The organism is Streptomyces seoulensis (assembly GCF_004328625.1).
GTDB classification, from domain to species: domain Bacteria; phylum Actinomycetota; class Actinomycetes; order Streptomycetales; family Streptomycetaceae; genus Streptomyces; species Streptomyces seoulensis.
This window is the reverse complement of sequence record NZ_CP032229.1, coordinates 789,598-808,707: the sequence shown is the minus strand read 5'-3', so window position 1 is coordinate 808,707 and position 19,110 is coordinate 789,598. Positions and strand designations below refer to the sequence as shown.

The 19,110-nt window shown below is 68.1% G+C and carries 14 protein-coding genes, 2 rRNA genes and 1 riboswitch; of the genes, 13 read left to right on the top strand and 3 right to left on the bottom strand.

The features are described 5' to 3' along the window. Nucleotides 1–276: 276 nt before the first annotated feature. The 12 genes from D0Z67_RS03810 (at nucleotide 277) to D0Z67_RS03755 (ending at nucleotide 13,813) form a co-directional block, all read left to right on the top strand. Nucleotides 277–3,399, top strand: a 23S ribosomal RNA gene (locus D0Z67_RS03810). Between the two features lie 81 nt (nucleotides 3,400–3,480). Beyond that, nucleotides 3,481–3,597: ribosomal RNA gene (rrf, locus tag D0Z67_RS03805) — 5S ribosomal RNA — on the top strand. 109 nt (nucleotides 3,598–3,706) lie between these two features. Next, entirely contained in the window at nucleotides 3,707–4,339 is a 633-nt protein-coding gene (clsA, locus tag D0Z67_RS03800) for a cardiolipin synthase ClsA (protein ID WP_031181999.1), read from the top strand. A 91-nt stretch (nucleotides 4,340–4,430) separates the two neighbouring features. Next, complete coding sequence (locus tag D0Z67_RS03795) at nucleotides 4,431–6,926, top strand: mannose-1-phosphate guanyltransferase (RefSeq protein WP_031181998.1); 2,496 nt, start codon at nucleotides 4,431–4,433, stop codon at nucleotides 6,924–6,926. A 101-nt stretch (nucleotides 6,927–7,027) separates the two neighbouring features. After that, a complete protein-coding gene (locus tag D0Z67_RS03790) occupies nucleotides 7,028–7,951 on the top strand; it encodes a DUF881 domain-containing protein (protein ID WP_107059600.1) in 924 nt (307 codons plus the stop codon). Continuing rightward, the gene (locus D0Z67_RS03785) at nucleotides 7,948–8,280 is read left to right on the top strand and encodes a small basic family protein (protein WP_031181996.1); all 333 of its coding nucleotides are present in this window, start codon (nucleotides 7,948–7,950) and stop codon (nucleotides 8,278–8,280) included. Before D0Z67_RS03790 ends, D0Z67_RS03785 begins: the two co-directional genes overlap by 4 nt. A gap of 5 nt (nucleotides 8,281–8,285) precedes the next feature. Beyond that, nucleotides 8,286–9,167, top strand: a complete 882-nt coding sequence (locus D0Z67_RS03780) for a DUF881 domain-containing protein (RefSeq protein ID WP_031181995.1) — start codon at nucleotides 8,286–8,288, stop codon at nucleotides 9,165–9,167. 82 nt (nucleotides 9,168–9,249) lie between these two features. Further along, a complete protein-coding gene (locus D0Z67_RS03775) occupies nucleotides 9,250–10,122 on the top strand; it encodes an FHA domain-containing protein (protein WP_078873408.1) in 873 nt (290 codons plus the stop codon). A 43-nt stretch (nucleotides 10,123–10,165) separates the two neighbouring features. Beyond that, the gene (ftsR, locus tag D0Z67_RS03770; RefSeq protein WP_031181993.1) at nucleotides 10,166–10,903 is read left to right on the top strand and encodes a transcriptional regulator FtsR; all 738 of its coding nucleotides are present in this window, start codon (nucleotides 10,166–10,168) and stop codon (nucleotides 10,901–10,903) included. Nucleotides 10,904–11,000: 97 nt separating this feature from the next. Continuing rightward, entirely contained in the window at nucleotides 11,001–11,474 is a 474-nt protein-coding gene (locus D0Z67_RS03765) for a bifunctional nuclease family protein (RefSeq protein WP_004002801.1), read from the top strand. 202 nt (nucleotides 11,475–11,676) lie between these two features. After that, entirely contained in the window at nucleotides 11,677–12,360 is a 684-nt protein-coding gene (locus D0Z67_RS03760) for a MerR family transcriptional regulator (RefSeq protein ID WP_107059599.1), read from the top strand. A gap of 76 nt (nucleotides 12,361–12,436) precedes the next feature. Beyond that, nucleotides 12,437–13,813, top strand: coding sequence for a DNA polymerase IV (locus tag D0Z67_RS03755; RefSeq protein ID WP_031181991.1), 1,377 nt, complete (start codon nucleotides 12,437–12,439; stop codon nucleotides 13,811–13,813). A gap of 24 nt (nucleotides 13,814–13,837) precedes the next feature. Here the strand turns inward: D0Z67_RS03755 and D0Z67_RS03750 are convergent, their stop codons facing one another. Then, nucleotides 13,838–14,212, bottom strand: a complete 375-nt coding sequence (locus D0Z67_RS03750) for a PRC-barrel domain-containing protein (RefSeq protein ID WP_031181990.1) — start codon at nucleotides 14,210–14,212, stop codon at nucleotides 13,838–13,840. Nucleotides 14,213–14,331: 119 nt separating this feature from the next. Next, nucleotides 14,332–14,426: riboswitch (glycine riboswitch) on the top strand. 175 nt (nucleotides 14,427–14,601) lie between these two features. On the opposite strand from D0Z67_RS03750, the gene gcvP reads away from it, so the two are divergent. Continuing rightward, nucleotides 14,602–17,487 carry an aminomethyl-transferring glycine dehydrogenase gene (gene gcvP / locus D0Z67_RS03745; RefSeq protein WP_031181989.1) on the top strand — a complete coding sequence of 962 codons (2,886 nt, stop codon included), beginning with the start codon at nucleotides 14,602–14,604 and terminating at the stop codon, nucleotides 17,485–17,487. Nucleotides 17,488–17,550: 63 nt separating this feature from the next. On the opposite strand, the gene D0Z67_RS03740 is transcribed toward gcvP, so the two are convergent. After that, nucleotides 17,551–17,970, bottom strand: coding sequence for a TOBE domain-containing protein (locus D0Z67_RS03740; RefSeq protein WP_031181988.1), 420 nt, complete (start codon nucleotides 17,968–17,970; stop codon nucleotides 17,551–17,553). 28 nt (nucleotides 17,971–17,998) lie between these two features. Next, nucleotides 17,999–19,084 carry an ABC transporter ATP-binding protein gene (locus D0Z67_RS03735; RefSeq protein WP_031181987.1) on the bottom strand — a complete coding sequence of 362 codons (1,086 nt, stop codon included), beginning with the start codon at nucleotides 19,082–19,084 and terminating at the stop codon, nucleotides 17,999–18,001. Between the last annotated feature and the right edge of the window lie 26 nt (nucleotides 19,085–19,110).

The window sequence follows — 19,110 nt, the reverse complement described above, 5'->3', positions numbered from 1 at the left end:
CCGCCTAGCGGTCCAGAGGCCAGTACATCGGCGAATGTTCGATGCTGGTTGCTCATGGGTGGAACGTTGACTATTCGGCACACTTCACTGACTTTCTCCTAGTACTGCTTCGGCGTGGAATGGATGGAAGCGGGGAAGGGTGTCGGGCACGCTGTTGGGTGTCTGAGGGAATGAATCCCCTCATTCGCCGGCCCCAGTGCACTCACTAGCTTGTCTGGTGGGGTGATGGGTGGCTGGTCGTTGTTTGAGAACTGCACAGTGGACGCGAGCATCTGTGGCCAAGTTTTTAAGGGCGCACGGTGGATGCCTTGGCACCAGGAACCGATGAAGGACGTGGGAGGCCACGATAGTCCCCGGGGAGCCGTCAACCAGGCTTTGATCCGGGGGTTTCCGAATGGGGAAACCCGGCAGTCGTCATGGGCTGTCACCCGCTGCTGAACACATAGGCAGTGTGGAGGGAACGAGGGGAAGTGAAACATCTCAGTACCCTCAGGAAGAGAAAACAACCGTGATTCCGGGAGTAGTGGCGAGCGAAACCGGATGAGGCCAAACCGTATACGTGTGAGACCCGGCAGGGGTTGCGTGTGCGGGGTTGTGGGATCTCTCTTCTGTCGTCTGCCGGCGACAGGACGAGTCAGAAACCGTTGATGTAGGCGAAGGACATGCGAAAGGTCCGGCGTAGAGGGTAAGACCCCCGTAGTCGAAACATCAGCGGCTCGTTTGAGAGACACCCAAGTAGCACGGGGCCCGAGAAATCCCGTGTGAATCTGGCGGGACCACCCGCTAAGCCTAAATATTCCCTGGTGACCGATAGCGGATAGTACCGTGAGGGAATGGTGAAAAGTACCGCGGGAGCGGAGTGAAATAGTACCTGAAACCGTGTGCCTACAAGCCGTGGGAGCGTCGCGCATTGAGTTTACTCAGTGCGTCGTGACTGCGTGCCTTTTGAAGAATGAGCCTGCGAGTTTGCGGTGTGTTGCGAGGTTAACCCGTGTGGGGAAGCCGTAGCGAAAGCGAGTCCGAATAGGGCGATTCAGTAGCGCGCTCAAGACCCGAAGCGGAGTGATCTAGCCATGGGCAGGTTGAAGCGGAGGTAAGACTTCGTGGAGGACCGAACCCACCAGGGTTGAAAACCTGGGGGATGACCTGTGGTTAGGGGTGAAAGGCCAATCAAACTCCGTGATAGCTGGTTCTCCCCGAAATGCATTTAGGTGCAGCGTCGTGTGTTTCTTGCCGGAGGTAGAGCACTGGATAGGCGATGGGCCCTACCGGGTTACTGACCTTAGCCAAACTCCGAATGCCGGTAAGTGAGAGCACGGCAGTGAGACTGTGGGGGATAAGCTCCATGGTCGAGAGGGAAACAGCCCAGAGCATCGACTAAGGCCCCTAAGCGTACGCTAAGTGGGAAAGGATGTGGAGTCGCAGAGACAACCAGGAGGTTGGCTTAGAAGCAGCCACCCTTGAAAGAGTGCGTAATAGCTCACTGGTCTAGTGATTCCGCGCCGACAATGTAGCGGGGCTCAAGCGTACCGCCGAAGTCGTGTCATTCATACAATAGGGCCAACGCCTGTATGGATGGGTAGGGGAGCGTCGTGTGCCGGGTGAAGCAGCCGCGGAAGCGAGTTGTGGACGGTTCACGAGTGAGAATGCAGGCATGAGTAGCGATACAAACGTGAGAAACGTTTGCGCCGATTGACTAAGGGTTCCTGGGTCAAGCTGATCTGCCCAGGGTAAGTCGGGACCTAAGGCGAGGCCGACAGGCGTAGTCGATGGATAACCGGTTGATATTCCGGTACCCGCTGTGAAGCGTCAAACATCGAGCATCGTGATGCTAAGGCCGTGAAGCCGTTCCGGACCCTTCGGGGAATGGAAAGTGGTGGAGCCGCCGGCCCAAGCGGTTAGTAGGTGAGTGATGGGGTGACGCAGGAAGGTAGTCCAGCCCAGGCGGTGGTTGTCCTGGGGTAAGGGTGTAGCCCGTGTGATAGGCAAATCCGTCACACATTAAGGGTGAGACCTGATGCCGAGCCGATTGTGGTGAAGTGGATGATCCTATGCTGTCGAGAAAAGCCTCTAGCGAGTTTCATGGCGGCCCGTACCCTAAACCGACTCAGGTGGTCAGGTAGAGAATACCGAGGCGTTCGGGTGAACTATGGTTAAGGAACTCGGCAAAATGCCCCCGTAACTTCGGGAGAAGGGGGGCCATCACTGGTGATCGGATTTACTCCGTGAGCTGGGGGTGGCCGCAGAGACCAGCGAGAAGCGACTGTTTACTAAAAACACAGGTCCGTGCGAAGCCGTAAGGCGATGTATACGGACTGACGCCTGCCCGGTGCTGGAACGTTAAGGGGACCGGTTAGTCACTCTTCGGGGTGGCGAAGCTGAGAACTTAAGCGCCAGTAAACGGCGGTGGTAACTATAACCATCCTAAGGTAGCGAAATTCCTTGTCGGGTAAGTTCCGACCTGCACGAATGGCGTAACGACTTCTCGACTGTCTCAACCATAGGCCCGGTGAAATTGCACTACGAGTAAAGATGCTCGTTTCGCGCAGCAGGACGGAAAGACCCCGGGACCTTTACTACAGTTTGATATTGGTGTTCGGTTCGGCTTGTGTAGGATAGCTGGGAGACTTTGAAGCATGCACGCCAGTGTGTGTGGAGTCGTCGTTGAAATACCAGTCTGGTCGTGCTGGATGTCTAACCTGGGTCCGTGATCCGGATCAGGGACAGTGTCTGATGGGTAGTTTAACTGGGGCGGTTGCCTCCTAAAGAGTAACGGAGGCGCCCAAAGGTTCCCTCAGCCTGGTTGGCAATCAGGTGTTGAGTGTAAGTGCACAAGGGAGCTTGACTGTGAGACCGACGGGTCGAGCAGGGACGAAAGTCGGGACTAGTGATCCGGCGGTGGCTTGTGGAAGCGCCGTCGCTCAACGGATAAAAGGTACCCCGGGGATAACAGGCTGATCTTCCCCAAGAGTCCATATCGACGGGATGGTTTGGCACCTCGATGTCGGCTCGTCGCATCCTGGGGCTGGAGTCGGTCCCAAGGGTTGGGCTGTTCGCCCATTAAAGCGGTACGCGAGCTGGGTTTAGAACGTCGTGAGACAGTTCGGTCCCTATCCGCTGTGCGCGTAGGAATATTGAGAAGGGCTGTCCCTAGTACGAGAGGACCGGGACGGACGAACCTCTGGTGTGCCAGTTGTCCTGCCAAGGGCATGGCTGGTTGGCTACGTTCGGGAGGGATAACCGCTGAAAGCATCTAAGCGGGAAGCCTGCTTCGAGATGAGTATTCCCACCTCCTTGAGAGGGTAAGGCTCCCAGTAGACGACTGGGTTGATAGGCCAGATATGGAAGCCTGGTAACGGGTGGAGTTGACTGGTACTAATAGGCCGAGGGCTTGTCCTCAGTTGCTCGCGTCCACTGTGTTGGTTCTGAAACCACGAACAGCCTCATGTGCCACACATGACGGTTAAAGTTTCATAGTGTTTCGGTGGTCATAGCGTGAGGGAAACGCCCGGTTACATTCCGAACCCGGAAGCTAAGCCTCACAGCGCCGATGGTACTGCAGGGGGGACCCTGTGGGAGAGTAGGACGCCGCCGAACTCCTTTTACAGCTCCGGCTCTTGGGCATACAGCCCGAGAGCCGGAGCTTTTTTGCGTTGCGGTAGGGTCAGGGTGCATTGTCGCCACTTTTCGTACAGGAGGCTTCCGGGTGGAGGTCCAGGAGACCCGCGTCCAGACGGACCGGGTCCTCACCATCCCCAACATCCTCAGCATGGCCCGGCTCGCCGGAGTCCCGCTGTTCCTGTGGCTGATCCTCCGGCCGGAGTTCGGGGGTCCCAAGAGTGATGGCTGGGCTCTCCTGGTCCTGGCGCTGAGCGGAGTCAGCGACTATCTGGACGGCAAGCTCGCCCGGCGCTGGAATCAGGTCAGCAGCCTCGGCCGGCTTCTCGATCCGGCCGCCGACCGGCTCTATGTCCTTTCCACGCTCCTCGGCCTCACCTGGCGGGAGATCCTGCCGCTGTGGCTGACCGCGCTGCTGCTGGCCCGGGAACTGGTTCTGCTGGTGATGGTCGGCATCCTCCGCCGGCACGGCTATCCGCCGCCCCAGGTGAACTTCCTCGGGAAGGCGGCCACCTTCAACCTGATGTATGCCTTCCCGTTGCTGCTGCTCAGCGACGGAAGCGGTTGGATCGCGTCACTCGCCGCTGTTTTCGGATGGGCGTTCGCCGGATGGGGTACAACCCTGTATTGGTGGGCAGGAGTGCTTTATATGGTCCAGGTCCGCCGTCTGGTGCGCGCGGACTCGTTGGCCGACGGAACTCCGCGATCGTCCACGACGTGACGCTTCGATGGCCCGCGACGTAAAAGTGCGGGACAATCTGGACGGGTGAAGTCGGCTAGACCGTCGTCTCTTCGAGGAGGACGCTTCCGACATGAAGGCCGTCGTGATGGCCGGAGGCGAAGGCACGCGCCTGCGCCCCATGACCTCTAGCATGCCCAAGCCGCTCCTGCCCGTGGCGAACCGCCCGATCATGGAGCACGTGCTCAGGTTGCTCAAAAAGCATGGGCTCAACGAGACCGTGGTCACCGTGCAGTTCCTGGCGTCTCTCGTCAAGAACTACTTCGGTGACGGCGAGGAACTCGGCATGGAGCTCACGTATGCCAATGAGGAGAAGCCACTCGGTACCGCCGGAAGCGTCAAGAACGCCGAGGACGCGCTCAAGGACGACGCCTTCCTCGTCATTTCCGGTGACGCTCTGACCGACTTCGACCTCACCGAGCTGATCAACTTCCACAAGGAGAAGGGAGCCCTGGTCACGGTCTGCCTGACCCGGGTCCCCAATCCGCTGGAGTTCGGCATCACCATCGTGGACGAGGAGGGCAAGGTCGAGCGCTTCCTCGAGAAGCCGACCTGGGGCCAGGTCTTCTCCGACACGGTGAACACGGGCATCTATGTGATGGAGCCCGAGGTGTTCGACTACGTCGATCCCGATGTCCCCGTCGACTGGTCCGGAGATGTCTTCCCCCAGTTGATGAAGGAGGGCAAGCCCATCTACGGCTACATCGCCGAGGGCTACTGGGAGGACGTGGGCACCCACGAGAGCTATGTGAAGGCCCAGGCCGACGTGCTCGAGGGCAAGGTCGACGTCGACATCGACGGGTTCGAGATCTCGCCCGGCGTCTGGGTCGCCGAGGGTGCCGAGGTGCACCCCGACGCGGTGCTGCGCGGCCCGCTCTACATCGGTGACTACGCCAAGGTCGAGGCGGGCGCGGAGATCCGCGAGCACTCCGTCATCGGCTCCAACGTGGTCGTCAAGAGCGGCGCCTTCCTGCACAAGGCCGTCGTCGCGGACAACGTGTACGTCGGACAGCAGAGCAATCTCCGCGGCTGCGTGGTCGGCAAGAACACCGACATCATGCGGGCCGCGCGGATCGAGGACGGCGCGGTCATCGGTGACGAGTGCCTGATCGGCGAGGAGTCGATCATCCAGGGCAACGTCCGGGTGTACCCGTTCAAGACCGTCGAGGCCGGCGCCTTCGTCAACACGTCGGTCATCTGGGAGTCCCGGGGCCAGGCGCACCTCTTCGGGGCGCGCGGGGTCACCGGCATCCTGAACGTGGAGATCACGCCGGAGCTGGCCGTACGGCTGGCCGGCGCGTACGCCACCACCCTGAAGAAGGGCACCACGGTCACCACGGCCCGTGACCACTCCCGAGGCGCCCGTGCGCTCAAGCGCGCGGTGATCTCGGCGCTCCAGGCGAGCGCGATCGACGTGCGCGACCTGGAGAACGTGCCGCTGCCCGTGGCCCGGCAGCAGACCGCGCGCGGCAGCTCCGGCGGCATCATGATCCGGACCTCGCCGGGTGTGCCGGACTCCGTGGACATCATGTTCTTCGACGCCAAGGGCGCCGACCTCTCCCAGGGCAGCCAGCGCAAGCTGGACCGGGTGTTCGCGCGCCAGGAGTACCGGCGGGCGTTCCCGGGCGAGATCGGTGACCTGTACTTCCCGTCGAGCGTCTACGACTCGTACACCGGCTCGCTGCTGCGGAACGTGGACACGAGCGGGATCGCCGAGTCCGGGCTGAAGGTCGTCGTCGACGCCTCCAACGGCAGCGCCGGCCTGGTGCTGCCCAGCCTGCTCGGCAAGCTCGGCGTGGACTCGCTGACCATCAACCCCGGTCTGGACGAGTCCCGGCCCACCGAGACCCCCGAGATGCGGCGCAAGGGCCTGGAGCGGCTCGGCGAGATCGTGGCGTCCTCCGGGGCGGCGTTCGGTGTGCGGTTCGACCCCGTCGGCGAGCGGCTGTCGCTCGTGGACGAGAAGGGCAGCATCATCGAGGACGACCGGGCGCTGCTGGTGATGCTCGACCTGGTCGCCGCCGAGCGGCGCAGCGGGCGGGTGGCGCTGCCGGTGACCACGACCCGGATCGCGGAGCAGGTGGCCGCGTACCACGGCACCCAGGTGGAGTGGACGACCACCTCGCCCGACGACCTCACGCGGGTCGGCGGCGAGGAGGAGACCATCTTCGGCGGCGACGGCATGGGCGGCTTCATCGTCCCCGAGTTCAGCAGCGTCTACGACGGCACGGCGGCGTTCGTGCGGCTGATCGGGCTGGTGGCGCGGACGCAGCTCACGCTGAGCCAGATCGACGCCCGGATTCCGCGGGCCCATGTGCTCAAGCGGGACCTGGCGACGCCGTGGGCGGTCAAGGGTCTGGTCATGCGCAGCGTGGTCGAGGCGGCCGGCGACCGGTCCGTGGACACCACGGACGGCGTGCGGGTCGTGGAGAGCGACGGCCGCTGGGTGATGGTCCTGCCCGACCCGGCCGAGGCGGTCACCCACCTGTGGGCGGAGGGCCCCGACGACGCCTCCGCGCAGGCCCTGCTGGACGAGTGGTCGGCCGTGGTGGACAGCGCCGGCCGCTGATCCCCGCGAGGCTCTGAATCCGCCGGGCAGCGTCCCCACCGGGGGTGCTGCCCGGCAGGCCTGTGGGGCTCGTTCGAAGGCACCGCTCGCGGCATGCGACGATGTGCGGCATGCCGCAGCAACCCCCCGTTCGGAGCAGCCCCGCGCGGCCGAGGCGTCCGGACGCCTCCATGTCGTTGATCACCAACGTGATGGACCACAGCCTCGACGACGGGTACGCCGAGGCCGCCGCGCGCCGGAAGTCCCTGGGTGAGGGCGGGCTGCCCAAGACCCTCCGCGCCAAGCTGGGCCTCGCGGGCGGCCTCGTGCTCGCGGCGCTCGTGGTGACCGTCGGGGCGTCGCAGGCGCATGTCACGGCTCCCGTGGTGGCCAAGGAGCGCCAGGAGCTGATCGACCGCATCGACCGGGAGACCGCCGCCGCCGACAAGCTGGAGAGCGGCGTCGACCGGCTGCGTGAGGACGTCGGCGCACGGCAGCGGGCCGCGCTCAGGCAGACCGGGGGCAGCAAGGCGGACCTGGTGAGTCTGCTGTCGGGCGCCACCGCGGTGCACGGGCCCGGGGTGAAGCTCGTGGTGAACGACGCCAAGGAGGCGAGCACCGGGGGAGACGGCACCAACCCTCGTGAGTCCGCCGGCTTCTCCGACACCGGGCGGGTGCGCGACCGGGACATGCAGCGCGTGGTCAACGGGCTGTGGGCGTCCGGCGCGGAGGCGGTGTCCATCAACGGGCAGCGGCTGACCGCCCTGTCCGCGATCCGGGCCGCGGGTGACGCGATACTGGTCGACAACAGGCCGCTGGTACCGCCGTACACGGTGCTGGCGGTGGGGGACGGGCGGAAGCTGAGCACGGCGTTCCAGAACAGCGCCGACGGGCTGTATCTGCACGCGCTCCAGGACAACTTCGGTATCCGCACCGCCATCTCCGCGGAGGGCGACGTCCGGTTGCCCGCCGCACCGAGTGTGATCGTACGAACAGCACAGCCGAGCGCCGAGCAGGCCGAGAAGACTGAGAAGGGCACATCGTGATCGCCGTACTGGGCCTCATCGTGGGAGTGGTGGCCGGACTATTGGTCCGGCCCGAGGTTCCGGCGGTCGTCGAGCCGTATCTGCCCATCGCCGTCGTGGCGGCGCTGGACGCCGTGTTCGGCGGGCTGCGGGCGATGCTCGACGGCATCTTCGACGACAAGGTCTTCGTGGTGTCGTTCCTGTCCAACGTGGTCGTGGCCGCGCTGATCGTGTTCCTCGGCGACGAGCTGGGCGTGGGCGCGCAGTTGTCCACCGGTGTCGTCGTGGTCCTGGGCATCCGGATCTTCTCCAACGCGGCGGCGATCCGGCGCCACGTCTTCCGGGCGTGAGCGCGATGAGCGACCAGAGCGACCAGGAGGAGCGGCCGGAGAACGGGCTGCGCAAGGAGCTCCCCGCGGAGCTGCCGCCGCAGGCCCCCACGCCCCGGCCGGCCCCGGAGCCCGCGCCCGCCCCCGCCGACGAGCCCGTGTCGGAGCAGCCGGCCCCGCCGCGGCTCACCGGGCGTCAGCGGCTGATCGACGGTCTCTGGCCGCCCCGGCTGACCCGGGCCCAACTCATCGTGGCCCTGCTGCTGTTCGGGCTCGGTTTCGGCCTGGCCGTGCAGGTGGCCTCCAACAGCGACGGCGACAGCGCGCTGCGCGGGGCCCGCCAGGAGGATCTGGTCCGCATCCTCGATGAACTGGACGACCGTACTCAGCGTCTTGAGGACGAGAAGCAGGGACTGGAGAAGCAGCGTCAGGAGTTGCAGAGCAGCTCGGACCAGGCAGCGGAGGCGCGCAAGCAGACCGCCGAGAAGGAGCGCCAACTCGGCATACTCGCGGGCACCGTGGGCGCCACCGGTCCCGGCATCACCATGACCGTCCAGGATCCGAAGGGAGCCGTCGAGTCCGACATGCTGCTCGACGCGATCCAGGAGCTGCGCGCGGCCGGTGCCGAGGCGATGGAGGTCAACGGGGTGCGCGTGGTGGCGAACACGTACTTCTCGGACACCGACGGTAGCGTCGCGGTCGACGGGAACAAGATCAACGCCCCGTATCGTTTCAAGGTCATCGGCAAGCCGCAGGACCTCGAACCGGCGTTGAACATCCCTGGAGGCGTGGTGCAGAGCTTGGAGAAGGAGCAGGCCACGGTGAGTGTGGAGCGCTCGGACAAGATCGTCGTGGATGCCTTGCGGCAAGCGAAGCTGCCTGACTACGCTCGGTCGTCCTCGCGGTGAACCGGCGGTGCATGCGCGGCGTCGGGCGGGGGCATGAGGTTGCGGGGGGTCGCCGCACCGAAGAGGTGGTGCGTGGTGGAAACTGTCGAGTGGATACGGACGTTGTGAAGATGTCCGGATCGGTCGGTGTAGGCATTCTGGGTTCGTCCTGCCCCACGGGCGGGTCTGTTTCGGTCAAGGGGAATCGCCCGTGAAGTTGTTTGGGAAGTTGTTCGGCAAGAGCGCGCGAGAGGGCAACGAGAACGCGACGGCCCGTCATCGCGCACAGCCCGACGAGGAAGGGCAGCGTCCGCTGTTCCGGGACCAGGTGGCTGGTCCGGGCGGTGGCACTTCCGGGGGACAGGGCGCGGCGTCCGTTGACCCTGGCCAGGGCGGCGGCATAGGTTTCGGGCAACCGTCGCGGCAGGAGGCTCCGTCCATGTCGGCCCTGGTGTGTACGAGGTGCGGGAACCGCAACGCGGAGAACGCCCGTTTCTGCTCCCACTGCGGCGCGCCCTTGCGTCCCGGTGTGGCGCCGGAGCGTCCGTCGGAGACCACGTCCACGATCTCCATCTCGGGCATCGAGGCGTACGACTCGGAGGTCACCGGTCAGACGGCGATGCCGATGCTGTCGCCCGAGGCGCAGGCGGCGGTCGACGCGCTGCCCGTCGGCTCGGCGCTGCTGGTGGTCCGCCGGGGTCCGAACTCCGGCAGCCGCTTCCTCCTGGACAGCGACCTGACCACGGCGGGGCGTCACCCGCAGAGCGACATCTTCCTGGACGACGTGACGGTCTCCCGCAGCCATGTGGAGTTCCGCCGCTCGCCCGACGGTTCCTTCACGGTGGCCGACGTCGGCAGCCTCAACGGCACCTACGTCAACCGCGAGCGGATCGACCAGGTGGCGCTGGCCAACGGTGACGAGGTGCAGATCGGCAAGTACCGGCTGGTCTTCTACGCGAGCCGGCAAGGAGTCTGACCCACCCCCGGGCGCCCGTCCGGGGGAACCCCAGGGAAGGTCCATGCTTCAAACACCGAGCGGCGGTGCCGGAAGCGGTACCGCCGCCAGGGACAGTGGGCTGATGAGCATCGGCACGGTGCTGAACGTGCTGCGCGACGAGTTCCCCGAAGTCTCCATCTCCAAGATCCGCTTCCTGGAGTCGGAGGGGCTCATCGAGCCGCAGCGGACCCCCTCGGGGTACCGCAAGTTCAGCCCCCGTGACGTGGAGCGCCTCGGCCATGTCCTCAGGATGCAGCGGGACCACTATCTGCCGCTCAAGGTGATCCGGGAGCATCTGGACGCCATGGAACGGGGCGAGGCCGCCCCCCTGCCCGTGGTCGGCCGGCAGCGCAGCGGCGACGCCGGACCCGAGGAGGCCGAGCGGTCCACGGTCGCCCGCATCGGCCGGGGCGAACTGCTGGCCGCGGCCGACATCGACGAGGCCGAACTTCGCGAGTGGGAGTCGTACGGGCTCCTGACCCCCCTGGCGGACGGCGTGTACGACGCCGAGGCCGTCACCGTGGCCGCGCTGGTGGCCGAACTGGGCCGGTTCGGCATCGAGCCCCGGCATCTGCGGGTGATGAAGGCGGCCGCCGAGCGCGAGGCGGGCCTGGTCGACCAGGTCGTCGCCCCCCTGAAGCGGCACCGCAACCCGCAGACCAGGACGCTCGCGGAGACTCGTACCAAGGAGCTGGCGGCGCTCACCATGAAGCTGCACTCGGCGCTCGTGAAGGCCGCGCTCGGCGTGCGGCTGCCCTGACGGGCGGAGTGCCCCGACCCGGTCGGCTTGCGCCGGATCGCCCACCTGTTCCCGGCCCGACTACCCAAACGTCCCGGGCACGGCCTAGGGTTGCTGTGTGAACGAGCTCGATGTCGTAGGTGTCCGGGTCGAAATGCCCTCCAACCAACCGATCGTGCTCCTGCGCGAAGTGGGAGGCGACCGCTACCTCCCCATCTGGATCGGGCCGGGGGAGGCGACCGCGATCGCCTTCGCCCAGCAGGGCATGGCTCCCGCGCGTCCGCTGACGCACGACCTGTTCAAGGACGTGCTGGAGGCGGTCGGCCAGGAGCTGACCGAAGTACGCATCACCGATCTGCGAGAGGGTGTCTTCTACGCGGAGCTGGTGTTCGCCAGCGGGGTCGAGGTGAGCGCGCGGCCGTCCGACGCCATAGCGCTCGCCCTGCGCACCGGCACGCCGATCTACGGCAGTGACGGGGTGCTCGACGACGCGGGCATCGCCATCCCGGACGAGCAGGAGGACGAGGTGGAGAAGTTCCGCGAGTTCCTCGACCAGATCTCGCCCGAGGACTTCGGCACCAGCAGCCAGTGACGCCGCGCGAGGGCACATGCCAACGTCCCGTGAGAGCGTCCTACGCCTCTCCGCGAGCGCATTCGGCTAGCCTTTCCCCGCGGTGGGACACGAGAAACCACTCTCAGGGTGATTATCACTCGGCGTGCCGAGTGTGGCGATCGTTGACGCGCCCCTGGTGACTGCCTACCGTCGACAAGGCAGGTCAAGGACGGAGGTCGGCGTGAGGATGAGCGGCGACGGTACGGCTGGGGGTGCCCCCGGACACGGTTTTGGGGACAGCGGCCCGTACCTTCCCCCGAGCGCACGGTTTCGGCCGGGCGGGGGACACCCACAGCTCGGCGGCGTGGCCGATCACGCTCCGCAGCGCCCGACGGTGGTGCCTGACGGTGAAGGGGCGGCGGCCATGACGTCCGAGGAGATCGGATACCGCGGTCCCACGGCCTGTGCGGCCGCCGGGATCACCTACCGGCAGCTCGACTACTGGGCCCGTACGGGACTGGTCGAGCCCAGTGTGCGGCCCGCGCACGGATCGGGCACCCAGCGGCTGTACAGCTTCCGCGACGTGGTCGTGCTGAAGATCGTCAAGCGGTTCCTGGACACCGGGGTCTCGCTCCAGAACATCCGCTCCGCCGTGCAGCACCTCAGGGAGCGCGGGTTCCAGGACCTGGAGCGCATGACCCTGATGAGCGACGGCGCCATGGTCTACGAGTGCACCTCCCCGGACGAGGTCCACGCGCTGCTCCAGGGCGGCCAGGGCATCTTCGGGATCGCCGTCGGCGTGGTCTGGCGGGACGTGGAGAGCGCCCTGTCCCAGCTGCACGGCGAGCGCGTCGACACCGGCGAGACGCTGATCGGGCACAACCCGGCCGACGAACTGGCGCGGCGGCGCAACCGGGCCGTCTGAGACCCGCCGGCACCGTTTTCCATAGGGTGTCCCCGCGTGGGAGCCGTTGTCAGTGGCGTGGTGCAGCATCGGACCTGTGAGAAACGCGCCCACCATCCTCCATCTCGACATGGACGCCTTCTTCGCCTCGGTGGAGCAGGCGTCCAAGCCGAGCCTGCGCGGCAAGGCCGTGGTGGTGGGCGGGATCGGGCCGCGCGGAGTGGTGGCCACCGCGTCGTACGAGGCGCGGGTGTTCGGGGTGCACTCGGCGATGCCCACCGCGCAGGCCCGGCGGCTCGCGCCGAACGCCGCGTACCTCACGCCGCGTTTCGCGCTGTACCGGTCGATCAGCGACCAGGTGATGGCGCTGCTGCGGCAGTTGTCCCCGCTGGTGGAGCCGCTGAGCCTGGACGAGGCGTTCGTGGACCTGGAGGCCGGCGACGCCGCCCGGGACGAGGCGTCGGCGCGGGAGGCCGGGGCCCGGCTGCGCGCCGACATCCGGGCGGTCACGGGGCTGACCGGTTCGGTGGGGCTCGCCGCCTCCAAGATGCTGGCCAAGATCGCCTCGGAGCGGGCCAAGCCCGACGGCCTGGTCCTCATCGAACCCGGCACCGAGCGCGCCCTGCTGTCCCCGATGCCGGTGCGCACCCTGCCCGGTGTCGGCCCCGCCACCGGCGACCACCTGCGGCGCGCCGGGATCACCACCGTGCTGGACCTGTCCGAGGCGGGCGAGGACGAACTGGTCCGGCTGCTCGGCAAGGCCCACGGACACGCGCTGTACGCGATGGCGCTGGCCCGCGACGACCGGCCGGTGGTGGCCGAGCGCGAGGCCAAGTCGGTGTCGGTGGAGGACACCTACGCCGTCGACATCCACGACCGGCTCCGCATCGGCCTGGAGGTCCGCAGACTCGCCGACCGGTGTGTACGGCGGCTGCGCGGCGCCGGGCTCTCCGGGCGCACCATCGTCCTCAAGGTGCGGCGGTACGACTTCTCCACCCTGACCCGCTCCGAGACGCTCCGGGGCCCCACGGACGACCCCACGGTCATCCGGGAGGCGGCCGCGCGGCTGCTGGACTCCGTCGACACCACGGGCGGGGTGCGGCTGCTGGGCGTCGGCGTGTCGGGGCTCGCCGACTACACCCAGGAGGACCTGTTCGCCCAGGCGGCGGGGGAGCCGGCCGAGGAGACACCGGAGGAGGGCGTCCCCGACTTCGGCCCGGAGAGGCCCGAGCCCGCCGCGCCGGAGTGGCGGGCGGGCCAGGACGTGCGGCACCCGGAGTACGGGCACGGGTGGGTGCAGGGCAGCGGACTCGGGCGGGTCACCGTGCGGTTCGAGACCCCGCTCTCCGCGCCGGGCCGGGTACGGACGTTCCGGTCCGACGAGGCCGGGCTGGAACCGGCCGACCCGCTCCCGCTGGTGGCCCAGGTGGAGGCGGCCGTGGAAGGGGAGACGGAGGACGGGATGAGGGGCTGAGGGTATGAGGGGATGAGAGGGGGCTCAGGACTCCTCGGTGCCCGCGAGCTTGCCGAAGTCGCGGTCCGGGGTCGGCCTGGCGGAGGGGCCCACGTCGAGCCCGTAGTGGTGGTAGAGCTGGAGTTCCTGCTCGGGGGAGAGATGGCGGCCCACGCCGAAGTCGGGGGCGTCCCTGATGAGGGCGCGCTCGAAGGGGACGCGGAGGGCGCCGTCGACCAGTTCGCTGGGCTCCAGCGGGACGAACGCGTCGCGGGAGAAGAGGCCGGTGCGCACCGCCGCCCACTCCGGGACTCCGGTCGCGTCGTCGAGGTACACCTCGTCTATGGTGCCGATCTTGGTGCCGGCGCGGTCGAACGCCTTGCGGCCGATCAGGCTGCGCGGATCGATGTCAATCTGCACGATCCCTCTCCCTCCACATGGTCGCAACTCATCCGTAAGCACTACAAAAGAGCAGAATCAGCCGGGCGGCCACTCGAACGCCGCGCTCAGGACCCCGCTGGTAGGCTGAAGTCGGCTGCTGACCCCGTGCGGGAGAGTCCTCCGAGCCATTCGGAGGCGCCGAAGGAGCAACTCCTCCCCGGAATCTCTCAGGCCCCCGTACCGCACGGACGAGGTCACTCTGGAAAGCAGGGCGGGCGTCACGGCTCCCGCCCTCACCGACGGTGCAAGCCGGGGTCCGCGAAACCCCCGGTGAAGCTCTCAGGTACGAGATGACAGAGGGGGAGGCCGGTGGGCACCCGAGCCGTGGTGCCCCTCGCAGGTCGCGTCAGACCAGGAGGCCTCCGCACATGACCGCCCCTCGCATTCCGCTCGCCGAACTCGAAGCAGGCATCCCCTTCGAGCAGCGCCACATCGGGCCCGACCAGGAGGCGCAGGCCAAGATGCTCGCGCAGGTCGGCTACGGCTCCCTGGACGAGCTGACCGCCGCCGCGGTGCCGGACGTGATCAAGAACGCCGACGCGCTCGACCTGCCCGGTGCCCGCACCGAGGCCGAGGTGATCGCCGAGCTGCGCGGTCTCGCCGACCACAACCAGGTCCTCGGCTCCATGATCGGCCTGGGCTACCACGGCACCTTCACCCCGCCGGTCATCCTGCGCAACGTCATGGAGAACCCCGCCTGGTACACGGCCTACACGCCGTACCAGCCGGAGATCTCCCAGGGCCGGCTGGAGGCCCTGCTGAACTTCCAGACCATGGTCGCCGACCTCACCGGGCTGCCCACCTCCGGTGCCTCCCTGCTGGACGAGGGGACCGCCGCCGCCGAGGCGATGGCGCTGTCCCGGCGCATGGGCAAGAACAAGAAGGGCCTCTTCCTGGTCGACGCGGACACCCTGCCGCAGACCATCGCCGTCATCGAGACCCGTGCCGAGCCGGCCGGTGTCGAGGTCGTCGTCGCCGACCTGAGCGACGGCATCCCGGCGGACATCGCCGAGCGCGACATCACCGGCGTCCTGCTCCAGTACCCCGGCGCCTCCGGTGCCGTGCGCGACCTGAAGCCGGTCGTCGAGCAGGCGCACGGTCTCGGCGCCCTCGTCACCGTCGCCGCCGACCTGCTCGCGCTCACCCTGCTCACCTCGCCCGGCGAGCTGGGCGCGGACATCGCCATCGGCACCACCCAGCGCTTCGGCGTCCCCATGGGCTTCGGCGGGCCGCACGCCGGCTACATGGCGGTGCACGAGAAGTTCGCCCGCAGCCTGCCCGGCCGCCTGGTCGGCGTGTCCGTCGACGCCGACGGGCACCGCGCCTACCGCCTCGCGCTCCAGACCCGCGAGCAGCACATCCGCCGCGAGAAGGCCACCAGCAACATCTGCACCGCCCAGGTGCTGCTCGCCGTCATGGCCGGCATGTACGCCGTCTACCACGGCCCCGACGGCCTGCGCACCATCGCCCGCCGCACCCACCGCTACGCCACGATCCTCGCCGGGGGCCTGCGCGCCGGCGGTGTCGAGATCGTGCACGGCGCCTACTTCGACACGCTCACCGCACGCGTGCCCGGCAGGGCCGCCGATGTCGTCGCCGCCGCCCGCGAGGGCGGGGTCAACCTGCGCCTCGTCGACGCCGACCACGTCTCGCTGGCCTGCGACGAGACCACCAACCGCGCCCAGGTCGAGGCCGTCTTCGCCGCCTTCGGCGTCGAGGGCGACATCGTGGCGCTCGACGGGTCGGCCGAGGACACGCTCCCCGAGGCGCTGCTGCGCACCGACGACTACCTGACCCACCCCGTCTTCCACGAGCACCGCTCCGAGACGGCCATGCTGCGCTACCTGCGCAAGCTGTCCGACCGCGACTACGCACTCGACCGGGGCATGATCCCGCTCGGCTCCTGCACCATGAAGCTGAACGCGACCACCGAGATGGAGCCGGTCACCTGGCCCGAGTTCGGCGCGCTGCACCCCTTCGCCCCCGCCGAGCAGGCCGAGGGCTACCTCACCCTCATCCGCGAGCTGGAGGACCGGCTCGCCGAGGTCACCGGGTACGACAAGGTCTCCCTCCAGCCCAACGCCGGGTCCCAGGGCGAGCTGGCCGGACTCCTCGCCGTACGCGCCTACCACCGGGCCAACGGCGACGCGCAGCGCACGGTCTGCCTCATCCCGTCCTCCGCGCACGGCACCAACGCGGCGAGCGCGGTCATGGCCGGCATGAAGGTCGTCGTCGTGAAGACCGCCGGGGACGGCGAGATCGACGTCGAGGACCTGCGCGCCAAGATCGAGCAGCACCGGGACGAGCTGTCCGTGCTGATGATCACCTACCCGTCGACGCACGGCGTCTTCGAGGAGCACGTCGCCGACATCTGCGCCCAGGTGCACGACGCGGGCGGCCAGGTCTACGTGGACGGCGCCAACCTCAACGCCCTGGTGGGCCTCGCCAAGCCGGGCCACTTCGGCGGCGACGTCTCCCACCTGAACCTGCACAAGACGTTCTGCATCCCGCACGGCGGCGGCGGCCCCGGCGTCGGCCCGGTCGGCGTGCGCGCCCACCTGGCGCCGTACCTGCCCAACCACCCGATGCAGCCCGCGGCCGGTCCGGAGACGGGCGTCGGCCCGATCTCGGCGGCGCCCTGGGGCAGCGCGGGCATCCTGCCCATCTCCTGGGCGTACGTCCGCCTGATGGGCGGCGAGGGACTCAAGCGCGCCACCCAGGTGGCCGTGCTCTCCGCCAACTACATCGCCAAGCGCCTGGAGCCGCACTTCCCGGTGCTCTACACCGGCCCCGGCGGCCTGGTCGCGCACGAGTGCATCATCGACCTGCGTCCGCTGACCAAGGCGACCGGCGTCAGCGTGGACGACGTGGCCAAGCGCCTGATCGACTACGGCTTCCACGCGCCGACCATGTCCTTCCCGGTGGCCGGCACGCTGATGATCGAGCCGACCGAGTCCGAGGACCTGGGCGAGCTGGACCGGTTCTGCGACGCGATGATCGCCATCCGCGCGGAGATCGAGAAGGTCGCCTCCGGTGTCTGGCCGGCCGAGGACAACCCGCTGCGCGGCGCCCCGCACACCGCGGCCGCGCTGGGCGGCGACTGGACGCACGCGTACAGCCGCGAGGAGGCCGTCTTCCCGGCCGGTGTCTCGGCCGCCGACAAGTACTGGCCGCCGGTGCGCCGTATCGACCAGGCGTTCGGCGACCGCAACCTGGTCTGCTCCTGCCCGCCGCTGGACGCGTACGAGGACTGAGCGCGGAGATGAGGGAGAAGGCCCCCTGCCCTGGTCCGGGCGGGGGGCCTTCCTCGTGTCCGCTCAGGCCGTGGCCAGCGAGACCTCGGTGGACTTGATCAGCGCCACCACGGAGTCGCCCTCCGCCAGCTTCAGTTCGGCCGCCGACTCGTGGGTGATGGCCGACGTGACCTCCGCGCCCGGCACCGCGACCTTCACCGAGGCCATCGCCGTGCCCATGGTGATCTCGCTGATCGTGCCCGCGAGCTGGTTGCGGATCGAGATGTGGTCGACCGGCTCGGTGGCCAGGGACACCTCGGTCGCCTTCACCAGGGCGTGCACGGGGGTGCCCTCGGCCAGCCGGAGTTCCTTCGTGGCCTCCTCGGTGATGGCCGCGGTCAGCTGCTGACCGCCGGCCAGCCGGATCTTGACCGTCGCCATGACCTCGCCGGGATGGACCGCCGTGACGGTGCCGGGAAGCTGGTTGCGCATGCTCATGCTCATGGGGCCACACCGTAGTGGCTGAGCGGTGCTATGCCGGGTATGCGTGGGTCTGCGTCGCCTTGACGGTCGCCCAGACCGGTGCGCCGGTGTGCAGGTCCAGCTCGGCGGCGGCCGCCGTGGTGAGGTCGGCGGCGAGCCGGATCTCCCCGGTCAGGTCGGCGCGGATCTGGTCGCCGTGCGTCTCCAGACCGGCCACCTCGCAGCGCCACAGATTGCGGGCGCTCGCCCCGGTCGGCCGGTCCCGGAACAGGGTGACGGCCACCGGCGGGAACGCCACGAACACGGGCCCCGACAGTTCCTCGGTGGTGGTGATCGACGGCCCGCCCTCCAGCCGTACCGCGTGCCCGTCCGCCTCGCCGCGGTAGAGGTTGAGGCCGACCAGCTGGGCGATGTAGTCGGTACGGGGATGCCGGGCGATCTCGGTGGGCATGCCCTCCTGCACCACCTGGCCGTGCTCGACCACCACCAGCCGGTCCGCGAGCACCATCGCGTCCAGCGGATCGTGCGTCACCAGGACGGCGACCGCCTCGAACTCCGTGAGATGCCGCCTGAGCTGCGAGCGGACCTCCAGGCGGGTACGGGCGTCCAGCGCGGCGAGCGGCTCGTCCAGGAGCAGCAGCCGGGGCCGGGTGGCAAGCGCCCTGGCCAGCGCGACCCGCTGGGCCTGACCGCCGGACAGCCGGCGGGGCTTGGCGCCCGCGTGGTCGGCCAGGCCCATCCGCTCCAGCCAGGTGGCGGCCTGGGCGCGGGCCTCGGCCTTGCCGGTGCCGTGGCAGCGCGGCCCGAAGGCCACGTTGTCCAGCGCGGTCAGATGCGGGAAGAGGAGATAGTCCTGGAAGACCACACCGACCGGGCGCTTCTCCGGCGGGATGCGCTCCAGCGCGGTGCCGTCCAGCCGCAGATGACCCTCGGCGAGCGGGACGAGGCCCGCGAGGGCGCGCAGCGCGGTGGTCTTGCCCGCGCCGTTCGGGCCGAGCAGCGCGACGACGTCACCGGGGGCCGCGCGCAGGGACACGTCCAGCCGGAAGGTGCCCCGGTCGACCACGAGACGGGCGTCGAGACCCTGTTGGTCCGCCGCCTTCGCCAGGGCGGGGGGCGCGTCGATGTCGGTCATGGGGCGGTCGTCCTCCGTCGGCGCCG